Source organism: Clostridium aromativorans (assembly GCF_020908015.1).
GTDB classification, from domain to species: domain Bacteria; phylum Bacillota; class Clostridia; order Clostridiales; family Clostridiaceae; genus Clostridium_B; species Clostridium_B aromativorans.
Map to the genome: position 1 here is coordinate 17012 of NZ_JAJJPB010000006.1, position 18275 is coordinate 35286.

At 33.5% G+C, this 18275-nt stretch carries 20 protein-coding genes; 3 read left to right on the forward strand and 17 right to left on the reverse strand.

The window, feature by feature from the left end; translation table 11 throughout:
• Window positions 1-18: 18 nt before the first annotated feature.
• From LN736_RS06845 to nifH, 3 genes are all read right to left on the reverse strand, one after another.
• The gene (locus tag LN736_RS06845; protein ID WP_179977254.1) at window positions 19-411 is read right to left on the reverse strand and encodes a P-II family nitrogen regulator; all 393 of its coding nucleotides are present in this window, start codon (window positions 409-411) and stop codon (window positions 19-21) included.
• 12 nt (window positions 412-423) lie between these two features.
• Window positions 424-750 (reverse strand): P-II family nitrogen regulator, encoded by a 327-nt coding sequence (locus LN736_RS06850; RefSeq protein ID WP_150355459.1) that lies wholly within the window; start codon window positions 748-750, stop codon window positions 424-426.
• A gap of 154 nt (window positions 751-904) precedes the next feature.
• Window positions 905-1744, reverse strand: a complete 840-nt coding sequence (nifH, locus tag LN736_RS06855; protein WP_268905663.1) for a nitrogenase iron protein — start codon at window positions 1742-1744, stop codon at window positions 905-907.
• A gap of 272 nt (window positions 1745-2016) precedes the next feature.
• Here nifH and LN736_RS06860 point away from each other — a divergent pair, with 272 nt between their 5' ends.
• A complete protein-coding gene (locus LN736_RS06860) occupies window positions 2017-2226 on the forward strand; it encodes a winged helix-turn-helix transcriptional regulator (RefSeq protein WP_326839072.1) in 210 nt (69 codons plus the stop codon).
• Window positions 2227-2394: 168 nt separating this feature from the next.
• On the opposite strand, the gene LN736_RS06865 is transcribed toward LN736_RS06860, so the two are convergent.
• The 12 genes from LN736_RS06865 to LN736_RS06920 form a co-directional block, all read right to left on the reverse strand.
• On the reverse strand, window positions 2395-2589 hold the full coding sequence (locus LN736_RS06865) for a hypothetical protein (RefSeq protein WP_150355457.1): 195 nt from the start codon (window positions 2587-2589) through the stop codon (window positions 2395-2397).
• A gap of 347 nt (window positions 2590-2936) precedes the next feature.
• Window positions 2937-3743, reverse strand: coding sequence for an MBL fold metallo-hydrolase (locus tag LN736_RS06870; RefSeq protein ID WP_229981249.1), 807 nt, complete (start codon window positions 3741-3743; stop codon window positions 2937-2939).
• Window positions 3744-3766: 23 nt separating this feature from the next.
• A complete protein-coding gene (locus LN736_RS06875) occupies window positions 3767-4870 on the reverse strand; it encodes a helix-turn-helix domain-containing protein (RefSeq protein ID WP_229981250.1) in 1104 nt (367 codons plus the stop codon).
• A gap of 238 nt (window positions 4871-5108) precedes the next feature.
• Window positions 5109-6065: a bile acid:sodium symporter family protein gene (locus tag LN736_RS06880; RefSeq protein WP_229981251.1), complete on the reverse strand. Its 957-nt coding sequence runs from the start codon at window positions 6063-6065 to the stop codon at window positions 5109-5111.
• A gap of 66 nt (window positions 6066-6131) precedes the next feature.
• Window positions 6132-6986 (reverse strand): pantoate--beta-alanine ligase, encoded by an 855-nt coding sequence (panC, locus tag LN736_RS06885; protein ID WP_229981252.1) that lies wholly within the window; start codon window positions 6984-6986, stop codon window positions 6132-6134.
• A gap of 703 nt (window positions 6987-7689) precedes the next feature.
• Entirely contained in the window at window positions 7690-8259 is a 570-nt protein-coding gene (locus tag LN736_RS06890) for a CDP-alcohol phosphatidyltransferase family protein (protein WP_229981253.1), read from the reverse strand.
• 87 nt (window positions 8260-8346) lie between these two features.
• Complete coding sequence (locus tag LN736_RS06895) at window positions 8347-9618, reverse strand: DUF4434 domain-containing protein (RefSeq protein WP_229981254.1); 1272 nt, start codon at window positions 9616-9618, stop codon at window positions 8347-8349.
• 61 nt (window positions 9619-9679) lie between these two features.
• The gene (locus tag LN736_RS06900; RefSeq protein ID WP_150355450.1) at window positions 9680-10393 is read right to left on the reverse strand and encodes an SGNH/GDSL hydrolase family protein; all 714 of its coding nucleotides are present in this window, start codon (window positions 10391-10393) and stop codon (window positions 9680-9682) included.
• A gap of 33 nt (window positions 10394-10426) precedes the next feature.
• The gene (locus tag LN736_RS06905; RefSeq protein WP_150355449.1) at window positions 10427-10705 is read right to left on the reverse strand and encodes an Imm53 family immunity protein; all 279 of its coding nucleotides are present in this window, start codon (window positions 10703-10705) and stop codon (window positions 10427-10429) included.
• Window positions 10706-10952: 247 nt separating this feature from the next.
• Window positions 10953-11480: a peptide deformylase gene (locus LN736_RS06910; RefSeq protein WP_150355448.1), complete on the reverse strand. Its 528-nt coding sequence runs from the start codon at window positions 11478-11480 to the stop codon at window positions 10953-10955.
• A 44-nt stretch (window positions 11481-11524) separates the two neighbouring features.
• Window positions 11525-12394 (reverse strand): pirin family protein, encoded by an 870-nt coding sequence (locus tag LN736_RS06915; RefSeq protein WP_150355447.1) that lies wholly within the window; start codon window positions 12392-12394, stop codon window positions 11525-11527.
• A gap of 100 nt (window positions 12395-12494) precedes the next feature.
• Window positions 12495-13217, reverse strand: a complete 723-nt coding sequence (locus LN736_RS06920) for an EcsC family protein (RefSeq protein WP_150355446.1) — start codon at window positions 13215-13217, stop codon at window positions 12495-12497.
• Window positions 13218-13432: 215 nt separating this feature from the next.
• Between LN736_RS06920 and LN736_RS06925 the strand changes: the two genes are divergently transcribed.
• The gene (locus LN736_RS06925) at window positions 13433-14314 is read left to right on the forward strand and encodes a VIT1/CCC1 transporter family protein (RefSeq protein ID WP_229981255.1); all 882 of its coding nucleotides are present in this window, start codon (window positions 13433-13435) and stop codon (window positions 14312-14314) included.
• Between the two features lie 68 nt (window positions 14315-14382).
• Here the strand turns inward: LN736_RS06925 and gap are convergent, their stop codons facing one another.
• Complete coding sequence (gap, locus tag LN736_RS06930; protein ID WP_150355445.1) at window positions 14383-15438, reverse strand: type I glyceraldehyde-3-phosphate dehydrogenase; 1056 nt, start codon at window positions 15436-15438, stop codon at window positions 14383-14385.
• Window positions 15439-15813: 375 nt separating this feature from the next.
• Here gap and gltX point away from each other — a divergent pair, with 375 nt between their 5' ends.
• Window positions 15814-17268, forward strand: a complete 1455-nt coding sequence (gene gltX / locus LN736_RS06935; RefSeq protein ID WP_229981256.1) for a glutamate--tRNA ligase — start codon at window positions 15814-15816, stop codon at window positions 17266-17268.
• 60 nt (window positions 17269-17328) lie between these two features.
• Here gltX and LN736_RS06940 read toward each other — a convergent pair whose 3' ends face one another.
• Window positions 17329-18252, reverse strand: coding sequence for a hypothetical protein (locus LN736_RS06940; protein WP_229981257.1), 924 nt, complete (start codon window positions 18250-18252; stop codon window positions 17329-17331).
• Between the last annotated feature and the right edge of the window lie 23 nt (window positions 18253-18275).

An 18275-nucleotide genomic window follows, 5' to 3' on the forward strand; every position in this document is an offset into this window, starting at 1 on the left:
CCCATCCTTTCACAAAAATTAAATAGCGGCGTCTCCTGTTTCTTCTGTCCTTATCCTAACTATGTCTGTCACTTTTGTTACAAATATTTTTCCATCTCCGGGATTTCCCGTTCTATTAGTCTCTATTATAGTATCTACAACCTTTTTTACATCTTCGTCCCTTGCCAATATAATTACCAATCTTTTGGAAATGAGTCTGTGGGTTTCAGATATCTGTTCTGCAATTTTCCTGCCCGATGCCTCCAGTATATCTTTTTCACTGATAAAATCCTGGATAATAGAAAAATCAACTTTTTTTCTGCCTCTGCCAAGCACCTTTTTACATGTAATAGAAGGAAAACCAATTTTGGCAAGAGCATCTTTTGTCCTGCCCACCATATCCATTCTGATAATAACCATAATTTCTTTCATGCCGCTTTCCCCCTATAATTCCTCTGTATTTGAACTTATTGTATATGCTTCTTCTACAGGAGTTACAAATATCTTTCCATCTCCAAAGGCTCCTTTGGTCCCGGTTTTCGCATTCTTAGTGATTATGCTTATAATATCATCCTTGTCCTCATCTTTTATCACTATCAGCAGCATCTGTTTCGGTATTTCATCATAAAATATTTCTCCAACTTTTACCCCTCTCTGTTTACCTCTGCCCGTCACATCAAGCTTGGTAACTGCCGGGAAACCAGCATCACATAATTCCGAAAGTACAATTGAAGATTTTTCCGGCCTTATAATAGCTTTTACCATTAACATTATTGAACACTCCCCTTTTTTGTGTTAAACTTACATTGTATTAGAATTTAGTCGATTCTGGTACTTTTTTGGGTGTATCCCTTAAATCGCCTCAAAATTTAGGGATACACTTTATTATTTTATTCTCTATAAGCTGTACTTTCATATTATGACCTCAATCCATAAGACCATGTTCCATCATTATGGCTTCCAGTTCATCCTGTGCCATCGGCTTTGGTATTACAAACATGTCATTCCCATCTATGGCCTTGGCAAGTGCCCTGTATTCATCTGCCTGCTTGGCCTCTGGATTATATTGTATAACAGTTTGCTTATTTATCTCCGCCTCCGTAACCTCCGGGCTCCTCGGTACAAAATATATCAGTTGGCTGCCAAGTTTCTTTGCAAATGCATCAAGAAGCTCTCTCTCATTGGCAACCTTCCTGCTGTTGCATATTATACCTCCCAATCTAACTCCACCTGCATTTGCAAATTTACTTATACCTTTCGATATGTTGTTTGCCGCATACATGGCCATCATTTCACCACTGGCCACTATATATATTTCTCTGGCCTTTCCTTCACGTATAGGCATTGCAAATCCACCACAGACAACATCACCTAATACATCATAGAAAACATAGTCCAAATCATCCGTATAAGCTCCCAGCTGCTCCAGCATATTAATTGAAGTTATAATGCCTCTTCCGGCACAGCCGACTCCCGGTTCCGGTCCTCCGGATTCAACGCATTTTATGTTTTCAAATCCACTTTTCAATATTGAATCCAGATCAACATCCTCACCTTCTTCTCTCAGAGTATCCAAAACTGTCTTCTGAGCTAGTCCACCCATTAGAAGCCTGGTTGAATCCGCCTTCGGATCACAACCTACTACCATTATGTGCTTTCCCATTTCTGCCAGTCCTGAAGTAAGATTTTGCGTTGTAGTGGATTTTCCAATTCCACCTTTTCCATAAATAGCTACTTGTCTCATTCTACATATCTCCTCACTTATAAATTTTAATATGATCAATCATTATATATTTCAAAAAATATAACACAACTTTTTCAAAAATGCAATAGATAAAATTATTAATTTATCAAAATAAATATATTGTAAATGATAACATATCAATAATATAGTGCTTTAAAATATTGTTTAATAATTATCCACTTATACTCGTTGTATAATATGTTCACTATTAAACACAAAAAATATGGGTACTTATAATAGGATTTACAATGACCGTCATTGGGAGCAAATGGAGAGCAATAATATTATGACATATATTAAAAGAACAACCAATCAAATACGGTCAACTGAAAAAATCTATTTCGAACATATGTAATAAAATATTATCACAGGAATTAAAAAAATTGGAGATGGATAACCTTATTGAAAGAATTCCCTATACAACAATTCCGCCTAAAGTTGAATATCTACCCACTAACAGAGGAAAATCCTTGGAAAACATATTATATGAGCTATGCCTTTGAGGTAAAAAATACATGCCCTAAATATAATCTACATAAAAATAAATACATAACCATGTTGAATTTTCCAACACAGCTATGTACTTATAAATTTTAATAACAGAGGTTAACTCAATTTAAATTTCACTATTTTTTAGCACTGTTCATCATAAATAAATTTAAACTTTCTATTTATTTCTTTAAATTTATCTGTCCAATTTCTTCGTACATTTCATCATAATTACCTATGCATATAACTGAATTAAAGCCTTTTTTTATATCCTTATTTAATCTGAAAATATCAACCTTATCCTGTATTTTCTGTTTTACTAATGGAATTCTAAAATTCCAGTTTCCTTTTAAATTATCATCTCTGGCAAAATTCATGTTGAAATCAAATTTATCGGGAACTATATCTCCGCCGGTTACAGGAAAAACCTCTGTAACTACAGTCTTTGTATTATCAGATCTTTATAAGTCTGCCAAAAGCTTCCTTGTCACCTTTCTTAGCCCTCTTAGCCAATTTTGTTAAGTCTATATATCCCATCTTAGCCTCCATCTTAAAATATGATCATATTTTATATTTACATATTAGATAAGTTAAGTTCACTTTTGGTTCTTCATTTAAGCAAAAATAATTGGAATAGCTTTTCACTATTCCATACAGCCTTAAACTTTATATAGAGTTTTAAATTATTTTTACTTTTTTTATGAAATAATCAATTCAAATAGTTTTACCAATTCACTTCCAACCCTACTCCAACTTCTTTCACAGGTAAAAATTTATTTATCTCCGCTTTAACGACAAAGGATGTACAGTGACATGGATATAACTCTTTTATGTTGTTTCGTCTTAAATAATTAACAGTCTTATTAACCTGCTCATCTATTTCAAATAAGTGAAACCCACCTATAACTCCCAATACTCTATTATCTTTACATATTTTCTTTGCATATTCTATTATATTGCATATTCCACTATGAGAACATCCAGTAATAATATAAATACCATTTTTACTTTTATATGCAAGTGCTGTATCATCCATCAGATAATCCTCAACCAAAATTCTATCAACATTTTGTTTTCCAATAGGTCTTCTTCTTTCAAAATTATTTGTCTGCGGTATTTCCCCTAAAAAAGTTATGTGTTCACTGACTTTTTTAGGTTTTCTTGAAAGTATTAAATTGCACTTTTTTTCTAGTTCCCCCTGTAAAATGGGAGAACAGATTTTCAAATTTCCTTCAAATTTTTCTGTAAAGGCATCTGGATGTGCGATAATGTTTATATTGTTTTTATACTGATGCTCAAAATAATATTTTAACCCTCCAGTGTGGTCATTATGGCCATGTGAAATAATAATAGCACTTACTTTTTCTAAATCTACACCTAATGAAGCGGAATTTCTGAGAAATATATCAGAATAACCTACATCAAATAACAATATAGTATCCTCATCTTCAATATAATATGAAACAGCAGGTTCACCATAATAATATTGGTCAATATATGTATTATTATCCACTAAAACTTTTAATTTCACTTCTGCATCTCCCCTTCTTAAAATCACCTATGTTTTTTCATATTATTCACTCTATCTGAAATCTGTACGAATCTGTCGTCTTCCCTTACAGGATCAAATATATCATCCTCAAGAAGCTTGCTCATATTTTCATACATATCCAGTGTAAACCCTGGCTTGTTTCCCGAAAGCTCATCAAAACACCATACAGAAGAAATTTTCTCTTTTTCGTTCAGGTTGTTTACCTCAATATACTCTATCCATTTTTCAAGCATGCCGAAAGCCTTTTCATTTTGTCCCATTTTTAAATACACATTTGCAAAATTCATATATTCTATATGAAGTCCAAGTACAGCCTCGGCTTCAGGTGAAAACGCCCTTTTAATGTCAACTGCCGTATTGAGGTATTTTTCCACTAATTTAAGATTATTCTTGTCTTCACAATAGGATTTTGCAAGACACATTAAAATAAGACTCACATAAAATATATCCTTCCAAAGCTGTCCCTGAAGGATTTTGCGCCCTTTATTTAAAGTATCTTTCTTCTTCAAATATATATTTGCCAGCATGAAGTCAACCTGGTATTCACTTTTATTTATTTTGTTGAGCACCTCCACTGCCCTGTCATCTTCACCTCTTGATGAATATATGCTGCTCAGCGCATAAAGCGCCTGTTCAGTTATATCTCTGTCACTGCAGTTTTTCTCTATATCCTCAAACAGTTCTTTTGCATAATCCTCCATTTTATCTTCCTCTGCCTTGTCTTTACATCTCCAGGAATACATATTGTACAAAAATCCTATTCTTAATTTCAGAAAATAACTTGAACTATACTTCTCTATATATTTTTTGCCAAGTTCAATGCCTTTTTCCATATCCTTTCCAGCCATAAGTGCTTCACACTTTTTAAATATATCTATCACTTCTTCTTCAGACAGCTGTATCCTGTAATTTAAAAGCTTATCTATGGAAACACCAAAAAAAGAAGCAAGTGCCGGAAGAAGTTCAATATCAGGATAAGAATTGCCCATCTCCCATTTTGACACGGCCGCAGTAGAAACACCTATATATTTTCCAAGCTGCTCCTGGGTAATCTTTCTTTCTTTTCTAAGCTTTGATACTATTTCACCTATCTGCAATTTCCCCATAATCCACTCACTCCAGCATTTTTATATTATAGAGCTCTATAAATACATTATAACTTAACCCTTTAAATTCATCTACGGATTTCTAGTTTAGCATATTGCAAAAATTCAACCAGCAGTTGAATATCTGTAATTGACTATGAATAAATCAACCTTGGTCTTTTATATTATAATAACGTAAATAATAAGCCAATGCTTAGTTTTATCAAGCATTGGCTTTAGATTTTCAGGGTAGCAAACCCTATATTATTACACCCTGTGATTTTTTATCATCAATCTCTTTGCTGGACCAGAAAGCTGCAAGAGCAGAACCGGATATATTGTGCCATACACTAAATATTGCCGCTGGTATTGCAGCTGCCGGTGAAAAGAAGCTCATGGCCAATGTCACCCCTAACCCTGAATTCTGCATACCCACTTCAAATGATACAGCTCTTCTTTTACTTTCATTCATACCAAGCACTTTTCCTGCTAAATATCCAAACAGGAAACCAAATAAATTGTGGAGAATTACAGCACCAATTGCAATTGCAGCAGTTGTCAATAATTTTTTTGAATTGGCACTTATTACTCCTCCAACCAGCAAAACTATGCATATAGTTGATACAATTGGAAGTGCTTTTACAGCTTTTTGCGTTTTTTCTCCAAATATGCAATTTACTATAACACCTAAAAGTATAGGTACTATGACTATCTTAACAATTTCCATAAACAATCCCATTATCGGTATTGAAATCCATTTACCTGCCAAAAGTAATATTAAAATAGGCATTAAAAACGGAGCAAGTATTGTAGAAACTGCACCTATGCAAATAGAAAGTGCAAGATCTCCTCTGCCTATATAGCACATTACATTTGATGCGGTACCGCTTGGACAGCACCCTACAAGAATGACTCCTACTGCCAGCTCTTTAGGCAGTTTTAAAATCAAACACAGTATATATGCTACACAGGGCATTATACAATAATGGGCTGCTACACCTATAAATACATCTTTAGGTCTAGTAAACACTTCTTTGAAATCTTCCTTTTTTAAAGTAATACCCATTCCAAACATTATAACTCCTAAAAACACTGAGATATCAGGTACAATCCATAAAAAGGTCTTCGGCTGCAGAAGTCCTATGACCGCAACAGCTATGATTAACACTGAAAAATATCTGTTTAACACTTTCCCCAGTTTTTCCATAAAGTCCATGATAAATCTCTCCCAAACTTTTAGTTTGATTCATAATCGGATATTTTTTGTCTTGTCATCCGCACTTTATTTTTCTCCCGTTCTAAATGTAAAATTATCTATCAGCCTGGTTTTTCCTATGAATACTGCTATAGCTATCAATAAGAATTCATTTGTTTTTTTAACCGGTCTCAATGATTCACTATCTACAATTTCAATATAATCTACCCTGGCTAAAGGCTGCTTGTTTATTTCCTGCTCAATTACACGTTTAACCAACAATGTATCTTTTTCACCATCTTCCAATAGTTTTTTGGCTTTTTTCAGACTTTTATTCAACACTAAGGCCGCCTGTCTTTCTTCCTTTGAAAGATAAGTATTTCTTGAACTTTTTGCCAATCCATCCTCTTCTCTTATTATTGGACAGCCTACAACCTGGACATCAAAATTTAAGTCCCTTACCATTCTTTTAACTACAGCTAATTGCTGTGCGTCTTTTTCTCCGAAATAAGCCATGTCTGGTGTTACTATATTAAATAGTTTGGAAACTACAGTACACACTCCCCTGAAATGTCCTGGGCGCTTAGCTCCACATAATCCTTCCGTTAACCCCTCTACTTCTACATTGGTAGATCTATCTCCAAAATACATCTCTGAGGGCTCAGGATTAAATATCATGCTTGCTCCCGAACTTTCACAGAGTTTTTTATCATGTTCTATATTCCTTGGGTAAGTTCCAAAATCCTCGTTAGGTCCAAATTGTATAGGATTGACAAAAACACTGACTACCACTTTATCATTTTCTTTCACGGCTGTGTCTATGAGACTTTTATGTCCTTCATGAAGGCATCCCATTGTAGGAACAAGCCCTATGGATAATCCTTCTTTCTTCCATTCTCTGACTTGTTGTCTGACTTCTTTTATTGTTTTTACTGTTTTCATTATTTTCCTCCAAAAAGCATAATTTTAATACAACTTCACTTATTTAAAGAAGCTTTCAATAAAAAATACGTATTATTTAATTTTTCAAATTTTTTATAGGTGAAATATTTATTAGAAAATTAAAATATGGAATGAATTTATATCTGAAAACACCAAAATTGTTTATATTTAGAAAAGATTTTTGAAGATAAAAGCTATTGACGTGACATATAACCTTATCTTTCGAATTAAATCTTTGTATATTCTGCCAAATACTTGAGATTATGTCATCAAGAATTTTAATAAATGTTGTATCACTATTTTTTAATATTAGTCCCTCTAATTTCACATTAGTACCTTTAGCTTCTAATGCATACTTGTAGTTTCTGCTATCATAACCCTTAATACCCACGTTACCCGGGACAAAATATTCACTTAAAAAAAGCCTGATTTTTCTACTCCAACAAATCTATTATCAACCAATCACTCCTTTCTTCCTGTAAATTTAAGAAGTGATACAAAACTCCTAAGTTTAATTCAAAACCAGGGAGACCTTTATTGACTGTCTTATTCAAATGATATAAGCAGATATATGTATATAAATAATATTGGTACAGCTTTTAATAAATACCGCCCACTTTTACATTTTATTACATGATCAGCTTTCAGTCAACAGTAGTATTTCAAGTAAACATTCTTTATATATCACTTTGTAAACTGGCTGTCAAGACAATAATTTAAAACATTTTCTTATCCTCAAGCATGAAGACAATAGTCCTAATATCAATATAATATACAATAAGAAATTTACCATATATGCAGAGTTATCATATGTAAAAATATTAAATATACAAGCTATACCCGGTACAATAAAAATCATAACTGCTGCAATTCTTCCCAGTCTGTCAAAAATGAATGGATGCATTGATAATTTATCATATCTCTTTATAAAATTTGATGTACATAAAAACTCTATAAATTTGAGGCACATAAATATCAAGAACCATAAAGGCAATATTCTCAAAATCACTAAAATTACATAAGATGAAATTATGAAAAACAAATCTGCAAAGATGTCAAGTTTGGCACCTGCTGTTGAAGTGCAGTTGAATTTTCTTGCAATGTACCCATCAATAAAATCTGATACACATATACAAAAAAATAAGGCTATAAGGCTGAAAATTTTCTGCTGTCCATGCTTAAACTGCTCCAAAATATTTGATACAAATAAAATGGACATAATTATCCTTAGCACTGTAATTCCGTTGGGTATAAACCTGACTATTTTCTTCACTTTAAGCTAATCCTTTCATTTTTAGGTTTTTCTAAAGTTCTTGAAAAAGATTTTTCTCAATATAGGCAAAATTTTTTTACAATAATTCTATACTGTAATTTTTTTTGATACGTTCCCCCAAAAATCCACGGCTTCTATTTGATATTTAGATTCCGCTGAAATATTTTTACATACAAATTTTCCCCATGTCTGATCTTTATTCCCGCCATATTTTCTCTGCACAACAGGAGAATATATATTCTTTCCATTGCAGTATACTCTATACCCCGCTATATTTCCAGATGCTTCCCACTGAAGTGAAATTTTATTCTCCATTTTGTGAATTTTAACCCATTTAGGCGGATCCGGTCTTTTGTTATAGACTTCATGCTGATACAAATACCTTTTATAGGCCCTGTGAAAACCACTATTTATATTGACCGGGCTGTAATAGTGGCTGTAGGAAAAAGTTATGATATCATCTATAAATGGATTTTCAAGCCTCATTTGCTTTATAAACCTCTTCATAAATGCACTTGACCAGTTGGTATGATCAAAGGTCTCTACATTGGCCCAAAATAAAATTCCCTTTTTTGATTTTACAGCTCCCTCAAGAGCCTGAAACCAATCTTTCACCTGGCTTATATCAAGTCCTCCGCCTCCCACTGAATCCTGTGGACAGAATACATCCCCTTCTTTTAAATCAACTATTTTGAAAAAATACTTCCAATTATCTGCATAGAGCTGCGGAGTAGAATATTTTGAGTTCATGAAAGGCGATATCATAAATGGCAGTCTCAAATCATTTTTATCCATATATTCCAAATTTATATTTACAGCATTGGCCAATACTTTAAAATCTCTTAAATTTTTAAAATTAAGATTATCCACTTCATAGACCCAATACCATCCGTAAAAAGCATTTTTATATTTGCCATGGTATTTTTCATACAATTCCTGCACTATCAGATTTCCTTTTTTCATCTGTTCATACAGCCATCTTGGTTTTCTAGGCCCTATCCTCCACCACAAGACATTGTAATCAATTCCCAGGAATACCTTAAAGCCAAATTTTTCACAATTTCTCAGGCAGGTGTCAACTACATCCACCCTTCCAGCCCTATTTTCATTTTCTATTGAAGTCTCATATACTCTCTTGATACTTTGGTTTTGAACCACAAAAGTGTTCATCACAATATATTTCATTTTAACTTCTTTCAAATAGGAGAGTTCTTTCTGCCATTCCAAGTCATTCCATTTTATCACCATATCCGGTTGAATAAATGTACCCGATGCCTGTGGAAAATTATTTTGCATTTTTTTATTGTAATAATTGAACATTTTACGAAAGGGACTATCTATCATCAATGCAATCACCATACCCTGCAATATATTTCATTTCTCTATAAAATTAGTATGTGCAGTGTACTCATATTATTCTTCAAAGCAGTAAAAAACTGTAATTATCTTTGAGAAAATTGAGTATTATATGGGCAATCAGGGAATGTCCCTCCAAATTAGGATGAATACCGTCTATGCACAAAAATTTATTGTAGTCATTTTGTTTGAGAATTTCCGATCTCACATCAATCAAGGTAGTTTTTGTCCTATGGGCCACCTTTGTAATCATTTCACTGTATGTCCTGTGCCAATTGTAAATTTTCACTTCCGAACCCAACCACTTTAAAACATTTTTTTCGGCTGTTTTATCTCCCTTTGTAATCCAGTTAAAGTATCTTTTATAATCCAGAGGAGGCAGTGTCATAAGCATCGGTATTATACCGGATTCTTTAAAGGTGCATATCATATTGGACAGCATATCATTAAAAGTTGAGATATCCGTCTTTGGCCTGTGCTTGGAATCGGGGTCTTTTGCTATATCCCCCCAGTCAAAATCACAGTCATTTCCCCCAAACTCTATTAATACAATATCTGGAGTTTTTATTATGACATCAGTATACATCTTGCTTATTCCTCTCTTGATCGTACTTCCAAACCTCCCGGCATTGCATACAGTTCCCTTAAAACTTCTTCCAACTATACTGGCAAAACAGTCCTTTAACCTTGAATATCTTGCCCTCCTGCTGTCATATATAACGCCCTTTGTTATAGAATCACCAAAAGCAACTAAATTATAACTTTCTTTTGTTTTCATAGTATCCCCCCTCAAAACATAGGAACTTAAAAATCACTTAATCCAGCAGTAAAAAACATTTAAAATATCTTCCAGGTTTTCAATTCCACCATAACCCTTAAATAAACCATTCTTTTTAATACACTTAAACCAATTATCATCACCCTTTCGTATATATACGGTTTTGAAACTCTCAGTTTCATAAACTGTATCAAATAGGTCAATGCATACACACCACCCACAATTGTTTACAGTTTCTATCTGTATGCCCGTGCAAATGCTGCTCTTGGATATATTTTTATACCATTTTTGAAGAACTTCTATAATTGGCATAGTATCTCCTTTTTTGTTTAAATCTATTTTTACATTAATATAATACTATATATGTAACTATATTTCAATACATAGTTTTTATAACTATATATTGAAATAATATAGCAAACTATACTATATACAACAAAAAGAAAATGCCATTACCACATTTTGAATGACATTTCCTATCTCATTATTATGTTTGTATGAAAATTTGACCGTTATCAAGTGAAAAAATTATATTACTCTATTCCACACTCTAACAACATCACTTCATTCCACTTAAACCTTCATCAAGGTATCCCATTTTATCCTTATTCATTCTAAAGGATTTTTTGTCGATTGCTCTTTGAAAAGCTAATATACCATCAAGGTGATCGTATTCATGTTGTATTAATTCCGATAAATCACCCTCAGGTTCCATAGTACAATCATTCCATTCTAAATCTTTATAATGAACTTTACATCTTTTATGTCTATATAATCTTACTTCTATTCCCGGAAAACTCATACAATCATCCCACACTTCAAATTTTTCATCATCCACAAATTCAACCTTGGGATTTATTAAAGCTATCGAATTATAATTAAAATCTACATATATTATCCTAAACAATTCATTTATTTGAGGTGCTGCTATCGCTCTGCCAAATCCATACTTTTTCCTAAAATTCATCATTGTATCATGTAGTTCCTTAACTATTTGTTCAGCTCGATCAAGCTCATCTTTTGAAACCTCTTTACAGATTTTATACAAATTTTCATTTCCCAATAATAATATTTTTTTTATATCCATAATTTCCCCACCTCAACTTATTATACTCATAATAAAATTATACACTATTTTAAGTTATGGTTTGCATATTTACCGTTTTTTATAAAGGTTCCATTGTCAATTTCCTCAAAAGCTTTTTTAAGCTCCTCTCTTGTATTCATGACAATAGGACCTCCCCAGGCTACAGGCTCTTTAAGGGGATTGCCTATAAATATTGTAAAGCGCATTCCATCTTCACCGGAACGAATTCTAACTTCTTCTCCCCCATTGAATAGAACTGCACTTTTTTCCTTGATACACTGTTTCTCGTTTTTGTCAAAATAACCATATCCCCTAAAAATATACACAAATACAGTAGACTTAACATCTGTTTTAATAGACCATTCAGCTTGTTTTTCCATATTTATATCCAAAATGTCAGCTTTCACATATTCTCCCCTAAAAGCTCCAGGAATGTCCTTGTAGTGTCCTGATATTATTCTCACAGTAAAACCTTTCTTTTTCACTTCAGGTATACTTTCCTTACTTATATCATGGTACTTTGGGATACACATCTTGTCTTTCTTCGGAATATTTATCCAAAGCTGAAACCCAAACATTTTCTTTGAAGGCTGCGGCATCTCTTGATGAATTATCCCGCTTCCAGCAGTCATCCATTGACAGCATCCGTCTTCAATTATACCCTTATTGCCAAGACTGTCCCCATGTTCGATTTTCCCGCTCATAAGATAAGTAACAGTTTCAATTCCCCTGTGTGGATGCCACGGAAACCCCTTAATATAATCTTCAGAATTTTCCGAATCAAAAATATCCAACATCAGAAAAGGATCAAATTCTGTAACTGTATCCAGCGCCAGTACACGCAAAAGTTTCACTCCTGCACCGTCTTGTTGTACGTTTCCCCCCACTATTTTTCTTACAGTTCTAGCTGGCATATGACATTCCTCCTCAAATAATATTATAATTTTTATACTGTCCTTATTATAACATTATTACAGAATACAGCTTATGAAAATTATCTAAAATATTCATAATTTACAATTTAAAAACCCTAAGTCTATAGGCATTCATAGCTGTATTCCCCAGCTGCTTTATCAATTTATAATTGGCATATGCCCCCACTGCTGCCCCAATTCCAGGGACAAGCTGCAGCATCTTTGCAATGTCAATATAATCTCTGTATTCCTGTTGAAATGTTCTCCAGTCAAAATGACTCTTATCTTCAGGAAGTGATGCCCTGCAATAATTATCCCAATCCGACATTATATCATAGACTTCCCTTCTTCTTCCCTGGCTTGAAAAAGCTATTTGAAATATATAGAGTATATACAATCGCTCCCTGTAATTCTTTACATTGAAACTGTAGATACCAGCAGTATCAAACAAAAATTTCATTTTCAACCCAAGTAATATGGGAAAATCAGCCAAGCCCACAATAATTCCAGCTCCACCTGTACCTGCACCGCTTACTGCAGCTGCATTCCTGTAAAATTTCATCTTTTCCCTTACTAAATTTTCTCTTGATTCCAAATTCATGTCATGAACGGGAGCGGTAGAGATATATTTATATCCATATATAACTGTCTTCACCATACCTTCTATGGATTTTGTAATTATGTGCTGGCACTTTTCAGGAATAAACTCATTTAATTTTGACTGCATTTTTTTTGTAAAATCATTTGTAAAGCTGGGCCTGCTTGTCATTTCTTTTTTCCACTGGAGCAACTCTTCCAAGGCTTTATCTTCATACAAACTCATATAAATTTCTCCTATATCATTCATTTTATTAAAATTAGTTTAATTAATATAGATTATAATAATATAATCACTAATTCAAGTGAATGCTTAATATATCCATACGCTTGATTTTATTACAGTAAACTTTTGGCTTGTAAGTACATGACCACAGTATTATAATATATGTTACATACTTTCCCCAGAGAAAAATAATATACAAAAAGGTTGTAGGTAAAATGAAAATAGATGAGAATTTAAAAAAAATTCTATTTCAGATGCAATTGAGAGAAATAACTGAAAGACAGATATATATAAATGTGTCCAAAATCACAAAAGATGAAAAAAACAAAAAAATACTGTTAAAAATAGCAGGAGATGAAGAAGAACATTATAAATTTATAAAAACATATACTAATATGGAAGTTTCACCTGATAAAAAAAAGATATGGTTCTACTCTACCATAGCAAAGATCTTTGGTTTCACCTTTGCCGTAAAACAAATGGAAGGAAGAGAAACTGAGGCTGTCAGAGGTTACAGCTATAGTAAACTGTCAAATGCCTTCCCTGAATTTTCCAAAATAGCAGAGGATGAAGAAAAACACGAGTTCTTGCTGCTCGACATGCTGGATGAAGAAAAACTCAAATATATAGGTTCTATAGTTCTTGGACTAAATGATGCACTTGTGGAGATAACAGGCAGTGTTGCCGGTTTTACACTTTCCATGGCAAACACAAAAGTAATTGCACTAGCTGGAATGATCACAGGAATATCAGCTACCCTTTCCATGGCTGCCAGTGAATACATTGCCGAAAAAGCAGAAAATACAAAAGACGCCTTAAAATCCAGTGTTTATACTGGCGTTTCCTATTTAATAACTGTTATTTTACTCATACTTCCCTTTCTCTTTATGCCAGGAAACATGTACATACAGGCACTGGTAGTAACTCTTGTCATTGCTGTAATTATAATATCTATCTTTAATTACTATATATCAGTAGCTAAAGGATTCAATTTCAAGCAGCGATTTATACAAATGGCCGGTGTAAGCTTAGGAGTTGCTCTTTTTTCCTTTATTGTAGGCCTTGTAGTAAAAAATGTATTTGGAATAAATTTATAAATAGTGGACAGCTTACAAGAAGCTGCCCACCGTTATTATTATAGGAAAATTTATGATTTGGCTAAAATTTACATTCTGTTTGTCATCATTTCTCTAGTAGTAGTTTCAGAATCCTTTTCCATTTCTTCTGCAACATAATTTACAAGATCCACAGTCCTGCAGGAGTAAGCCCACTCATTATCATACCAAGATACCACCTTCACCATATTTCCTGATGCCATAGTTGAAAGTCCATCTATTATAGAGGATCTGTCATCGCCTTTATAATCTACTGAAACCAATGGTTCATCAGAATATCCCAATATTCCTTCCATAAGTCCCTCAGAGGCCCTTTTAAAAGTTTTATTTATTTCCTCTACAGTAACAGATTTTGAAAGCTGACATACTAAATCAGTAACGGAAACTGTAGCTGTAGGAACTCTAAAGGCAATCCCATTCAATTTTCCCTTTAAATTCGGAAGTACTTTTGCAACTGCCTTGGCCGCCCCTGTTGTAGTTGGAATTATAGATTGACCAGCTGCTCTTGCTCTTCTCAAATCCTTATGGGTTTTATCAAGTAATCTCTGATCATTTGTATAGGAATGAACTGTAGTCATAAAGCCATTTATAATACCGAAGTTTTCATCCAGAACCTTTGCAAAAGGAGCTAGACAATTGGTTGTACAAGATGCATTCGAAATAATATTGTGGGATTTTACGTCAAATTTTTCTTCATTTACTCCCATAACTATAGTTATATCTTCACCTTTAGCAGGCGCCGTAATTATAACCTTTTTTGCTCCGGCCTTTATATGCTTATATAAACTTTCTCTAGTTTTAAATTTTCCTGTGGATTCCACAACTATGTCCACATTTAACTTGTCCCAGGGTAAATTTTCAGGATCATCTTCTCTAAAGATCTTTATTTCAGAACCATTTACAAATATGGAGTCCTTTCCCGCTTTTGCATTTCCCCTAAACCTGCCATAACAAGAATCGTATTTAAAAAGGTGCACAAGGGTTTCATTATCTGCTCTGGCATTGATTGCCACAATATCAACAGTTCCCTTTAATCTCTCCTGGGCAATCCTTAAAACCAATCTTCCTATTCTTCCAAAACCATTAATTGCAACTTTTATAGACATTACTTTTTTCCTCCCATAAAATACTTACCTATCATATAAAGTTTATTTTTTATATATGCTACTCATATTAATAATTATATACCTTATATGTTGTATGTGCAACATATATGCTATATTATTTATATCAATAATACTCATATATGTCAAATTTACTTTTATGGAGGAATACTATATTGAAACGGCTTTTTTGCCATATACGTTGCATATTTCAGGTATTTAATCTAATTTGCTCACTTTTACAAGAACATGAATTTAAAAACTACCTTGACACAAATTCTCTATTATTATATTATTTAAAGAGTAATAGCAAGCTCATAACCTTTCGTCTAAAACGGATGAGAGGTTTTTACTTTAAAATAAATAGGAGTGAAAAAAATGACCAAGGTAAGAACAAGATTTGCACCGAGCCCCACAGGATATATGCATGTGGGTAATTTAAGGACTGCCCTCTATACATACTTAATTGCAAAACATGCTGGCGGAGACTTCATACTCAGAATTGAAGATACGGATCAGGGAAGATTCGTTGAAGGTGCCTTAGATATAATCTACAACACTTTAAAAACTACAGGACTAAAACACGACGAAGGTCCGGATATAGGCGGACCAGTAGGGCCTTATATCCAGAGCCAGAGAACCGATATATATTTAAAATATGCAAAAAAACTTATAGATATGGGAAAAGCTTATTACTGCTTTTGTACAAAGGAGAGAATTGATACACTGAGGGCTAACTCTCAAATATCAGGAGACTACAAATATGATAAACATTGTCTCCATCTTTCAAAAGAAGAAATAAAGGAAAAACTTAATTCCGGAATACCTTATGTAATAAGGCAGAATAATCCCGAAACCGGCGTTACAACTTTCCATGATGAGATCTATGGCGATATATGCGTGGACAATTCGGAATTAGATGATATGATACTCATAAAATCCGATGGCTATCCTACCTACAACTTTGCAAACGTAATAGATGACCATCTTATGGGAATTACGCATGTAGTAAGGGGAAGTGAGTACCTGTCTTCGGCTCCAAAATACAACAGGTTATATGAAGCTTTCGGCTGGCAGATCCCAATATATATTCACTGTCCTCCAATAATGAAAGATCTACACCATAAGTTGAGTAAAAGAAATGGTGACGCGTCTTTTGAAGATCTTATAAAAAAAGGATACCTCAAAGAAGCTGTTTTAAACTACATAGCCCTTTTAGGCTGGAATCCCGGAGATGAAAGGGAAATTTTTAATCTTCAGGAGCTGGTAGAAAGATTTGACTATAGAAATATAAATAAATCTCCTGCCATATTCGATACTGTAAAATTGAAATGGATGAATGGACAGTATATTAAAAATATGCCTTTGGAAGATTTTAATTCTCTTGCTCTTCCCTACTATAAAAAAGTCATTTCAAAGGATCTGGATTTTTTGAAAATAAGCAAGCTGCTTAAGACCAGAGTTGAAGTACTCAGTGAAATACCAGATTTTTTGGACTTTTTTCAGGAACTTCCGGATTACTCTGCAGACATGTATATCCATAAAAGAATGAAGACAAATTTACAGAATTCACTGATCACTCTTGAAAAATTTCTTCCAAGAGTAGAATCACTGGATCCCTGGACTTTCGAAAACATAGAAAAGTGCTGTATGGATCTGGTATCAGATATGCAGGTTAAAAATGGAGTAGTACTCTGGCCTGTAAGGACGGCACTTTCAGGTAAAAAATCCACTCCCGGCGGTGCTTTTGAAATAGCAGATATTATAGGAAAAGAAGAATCCATAAAGAGAGTAAAAATTGGAATTGAAAAACTTAAGAAGGCAAATCAATAAAATGAATACCTGGATTTTCATGTTCAATGTATTTTATACATAAACATCCAGGTATTTTCTCTATGAATTTTTATATTCATCCAGCTTCGATTCTCTTATAAATATTATTTTGGAAAATAATATGACAATGTTGTTTTCAATTATAACAAATCCTTTTCCTGTACCTGTGATGAGCTTTCTTGAGAGATATTTGAACTTTCCCTGGCCCCGTGTCTGTATGCACACCCTTTTGCCAATTATTGCGCCAAAATAATGACACAGCGATTTTTCCAGAGGGTAGTATGTCATATCATCTTTTTTAGAATGTTCTTCCATGTATACCGGTTCAGGCAAATTCATTCCAACTATATTTCTTACAGGTATTACTATGATTTCACCTTCCCCATTTTTAAATTTGGCCAGCTCTTCATCTGCACATATCAAATTTATCTGTTCAAACATACAGTTTTCATCGCCGTCAGTGCATATGTCAAATTTTTTATTCACATATCTGTTCAATAAATTTTTTATCTCCTCATTGCATGCTGAAAAACATACATCTTTTGTCGGCATCTCCCTTGTCTCTTTTGAGTCCAACTGTTTTATGCTTTTGGCAGCTCTGCCGTCCTGTCTCACATTTCTATCATCCGACAATTTCTTATCGGGTCCCTGGCCTGATTTTTTAATCTGTTCCTGTGCTTTTTTTAGTATTTCTTCATGAATCGGATTTTTACCTGTATTTTGGGGTTTTCCTCCATCAATTTTCTTCCCAATTTTTTTGTCTCCCATACCCTCCTTACCTTTGTCCCTGATAATATTTTTTTCTATGAACCCAATTAAATCCTTCAAATCCGCATATTCATCGTGCTCATAATGATGATCTTCACCGTGATGCGAATCTTCAAAATGCCTTCTATCGTATTTTTGTATTCTCTTCATATATTTGGGAAACATATATAGAGCAAGCTGCATCAAATCATCCATGTCATTCCTGGATCTTCTCAATATTATTACCTCCACAATTAAAT

Bases quoted from the DNA above. Each gene is read 5' to 3' on its own strand.
- LN736_RS06845 (WP_179977254.1), bottom strand. From the start codon at position 411: ATGAAAGAAATTATGGTTATTATCAGAATGGATATGGTGGGCAGGACA.
- LN736_RS06850 (WP_150355459.1), bottom strand. From the start codon at position 750: ATGTTAATGGTAAAAGCTATTATAAGGCCGGAAAAATCTTCAATTGTA.
- LN736_RS06865 (WP_150355457.1), bottom strand. From the start codon at position 2,589: ATGAATTTTGCCAGAGATGATAATTTAAAAGGAAACTGGAATTTTAGA.
- LN736_RS06875 (WP_229981250.1), bottom strand. From the start codon at position 4,870: ATGGGGAAATTGCAGATAGGTGAAATAGTATCAAAGCTTAGAAAAGAA.
- LN736_RS06880 (WP_229981251.1), bottom strand. From the start codon at position 6,065: ATGGACTTTATGGAAAAACTGGGGAAAGTGTTAAACAGATATTTTTCA.
- panC (WP_229981252.1), bottom strand. From the start codon at position 6,986: ATGAAAACAGTAAAAACAATAAAAGAAGTCAGACAACAAGTCAGAGAA.
- LN736_RS06895 (WP_229981254.1), bottom strand. From the start codon at position 9,618: ATGGTGATTGCATTGATGATAGATAGTCCCTTTCGTAAAATGTTCAAT.
- LN736_RS06900 (WP_150355450.1), bottom strand. From the start codon at position 10,393: ATGAAAACAAAAGAAAGTTATAATTTAGTTGCTTTTGGTGATTCTATA.
- LN736_RS06905 (WP_150355449.1), bottom strand. From the start codon at position 10,705: ATGCCAATTATAGAAGTTCTTCAAAAATGGTATAAAAATATATCCAAG.
- LN736_RS06910 (WP_150355448.1), bottom strand. From the start codon at position 11,480: ATGGATATAAAAAAAATATTATTATTGGGAAATGAAAATTTGTATAAA.
- LN736_RS06915 (WP_150355447.1), bottom strand. From the start codon at position 12,394: ATGCCAGCTAGAACTGTAAGAAAAATAGTGGGGGGAAACGTACAACAA.
- LN736_RS06920 (WP_150355446.1), bottom strand. From the start codon at position 13,217: ATGAGTTTGTATGAAGATAAAGCCTTGGAAGAGTTGCTCCAGTGGAAA.
- LN736_RS06925 (WP_229981255.1), top strand. From the start codon at position 13,433: ATGAAAATAGATGAGAATTTAAAAAAAATTCTATTTCAGATGCAATTG.
- gap (WP_150355445.1), bottom strand. From the start codon at position 15,438: ATGTCTATAAAAGTTGCAATTAATGGTTTTGGAAGAATAGGAAGATTG.
- gltX (WP_229981256.1), top strand. From the start codon at position 15,814: ATGACCAAGGTAAGAACAAGATTTGCACCGAGCCCCACAGGATATATG.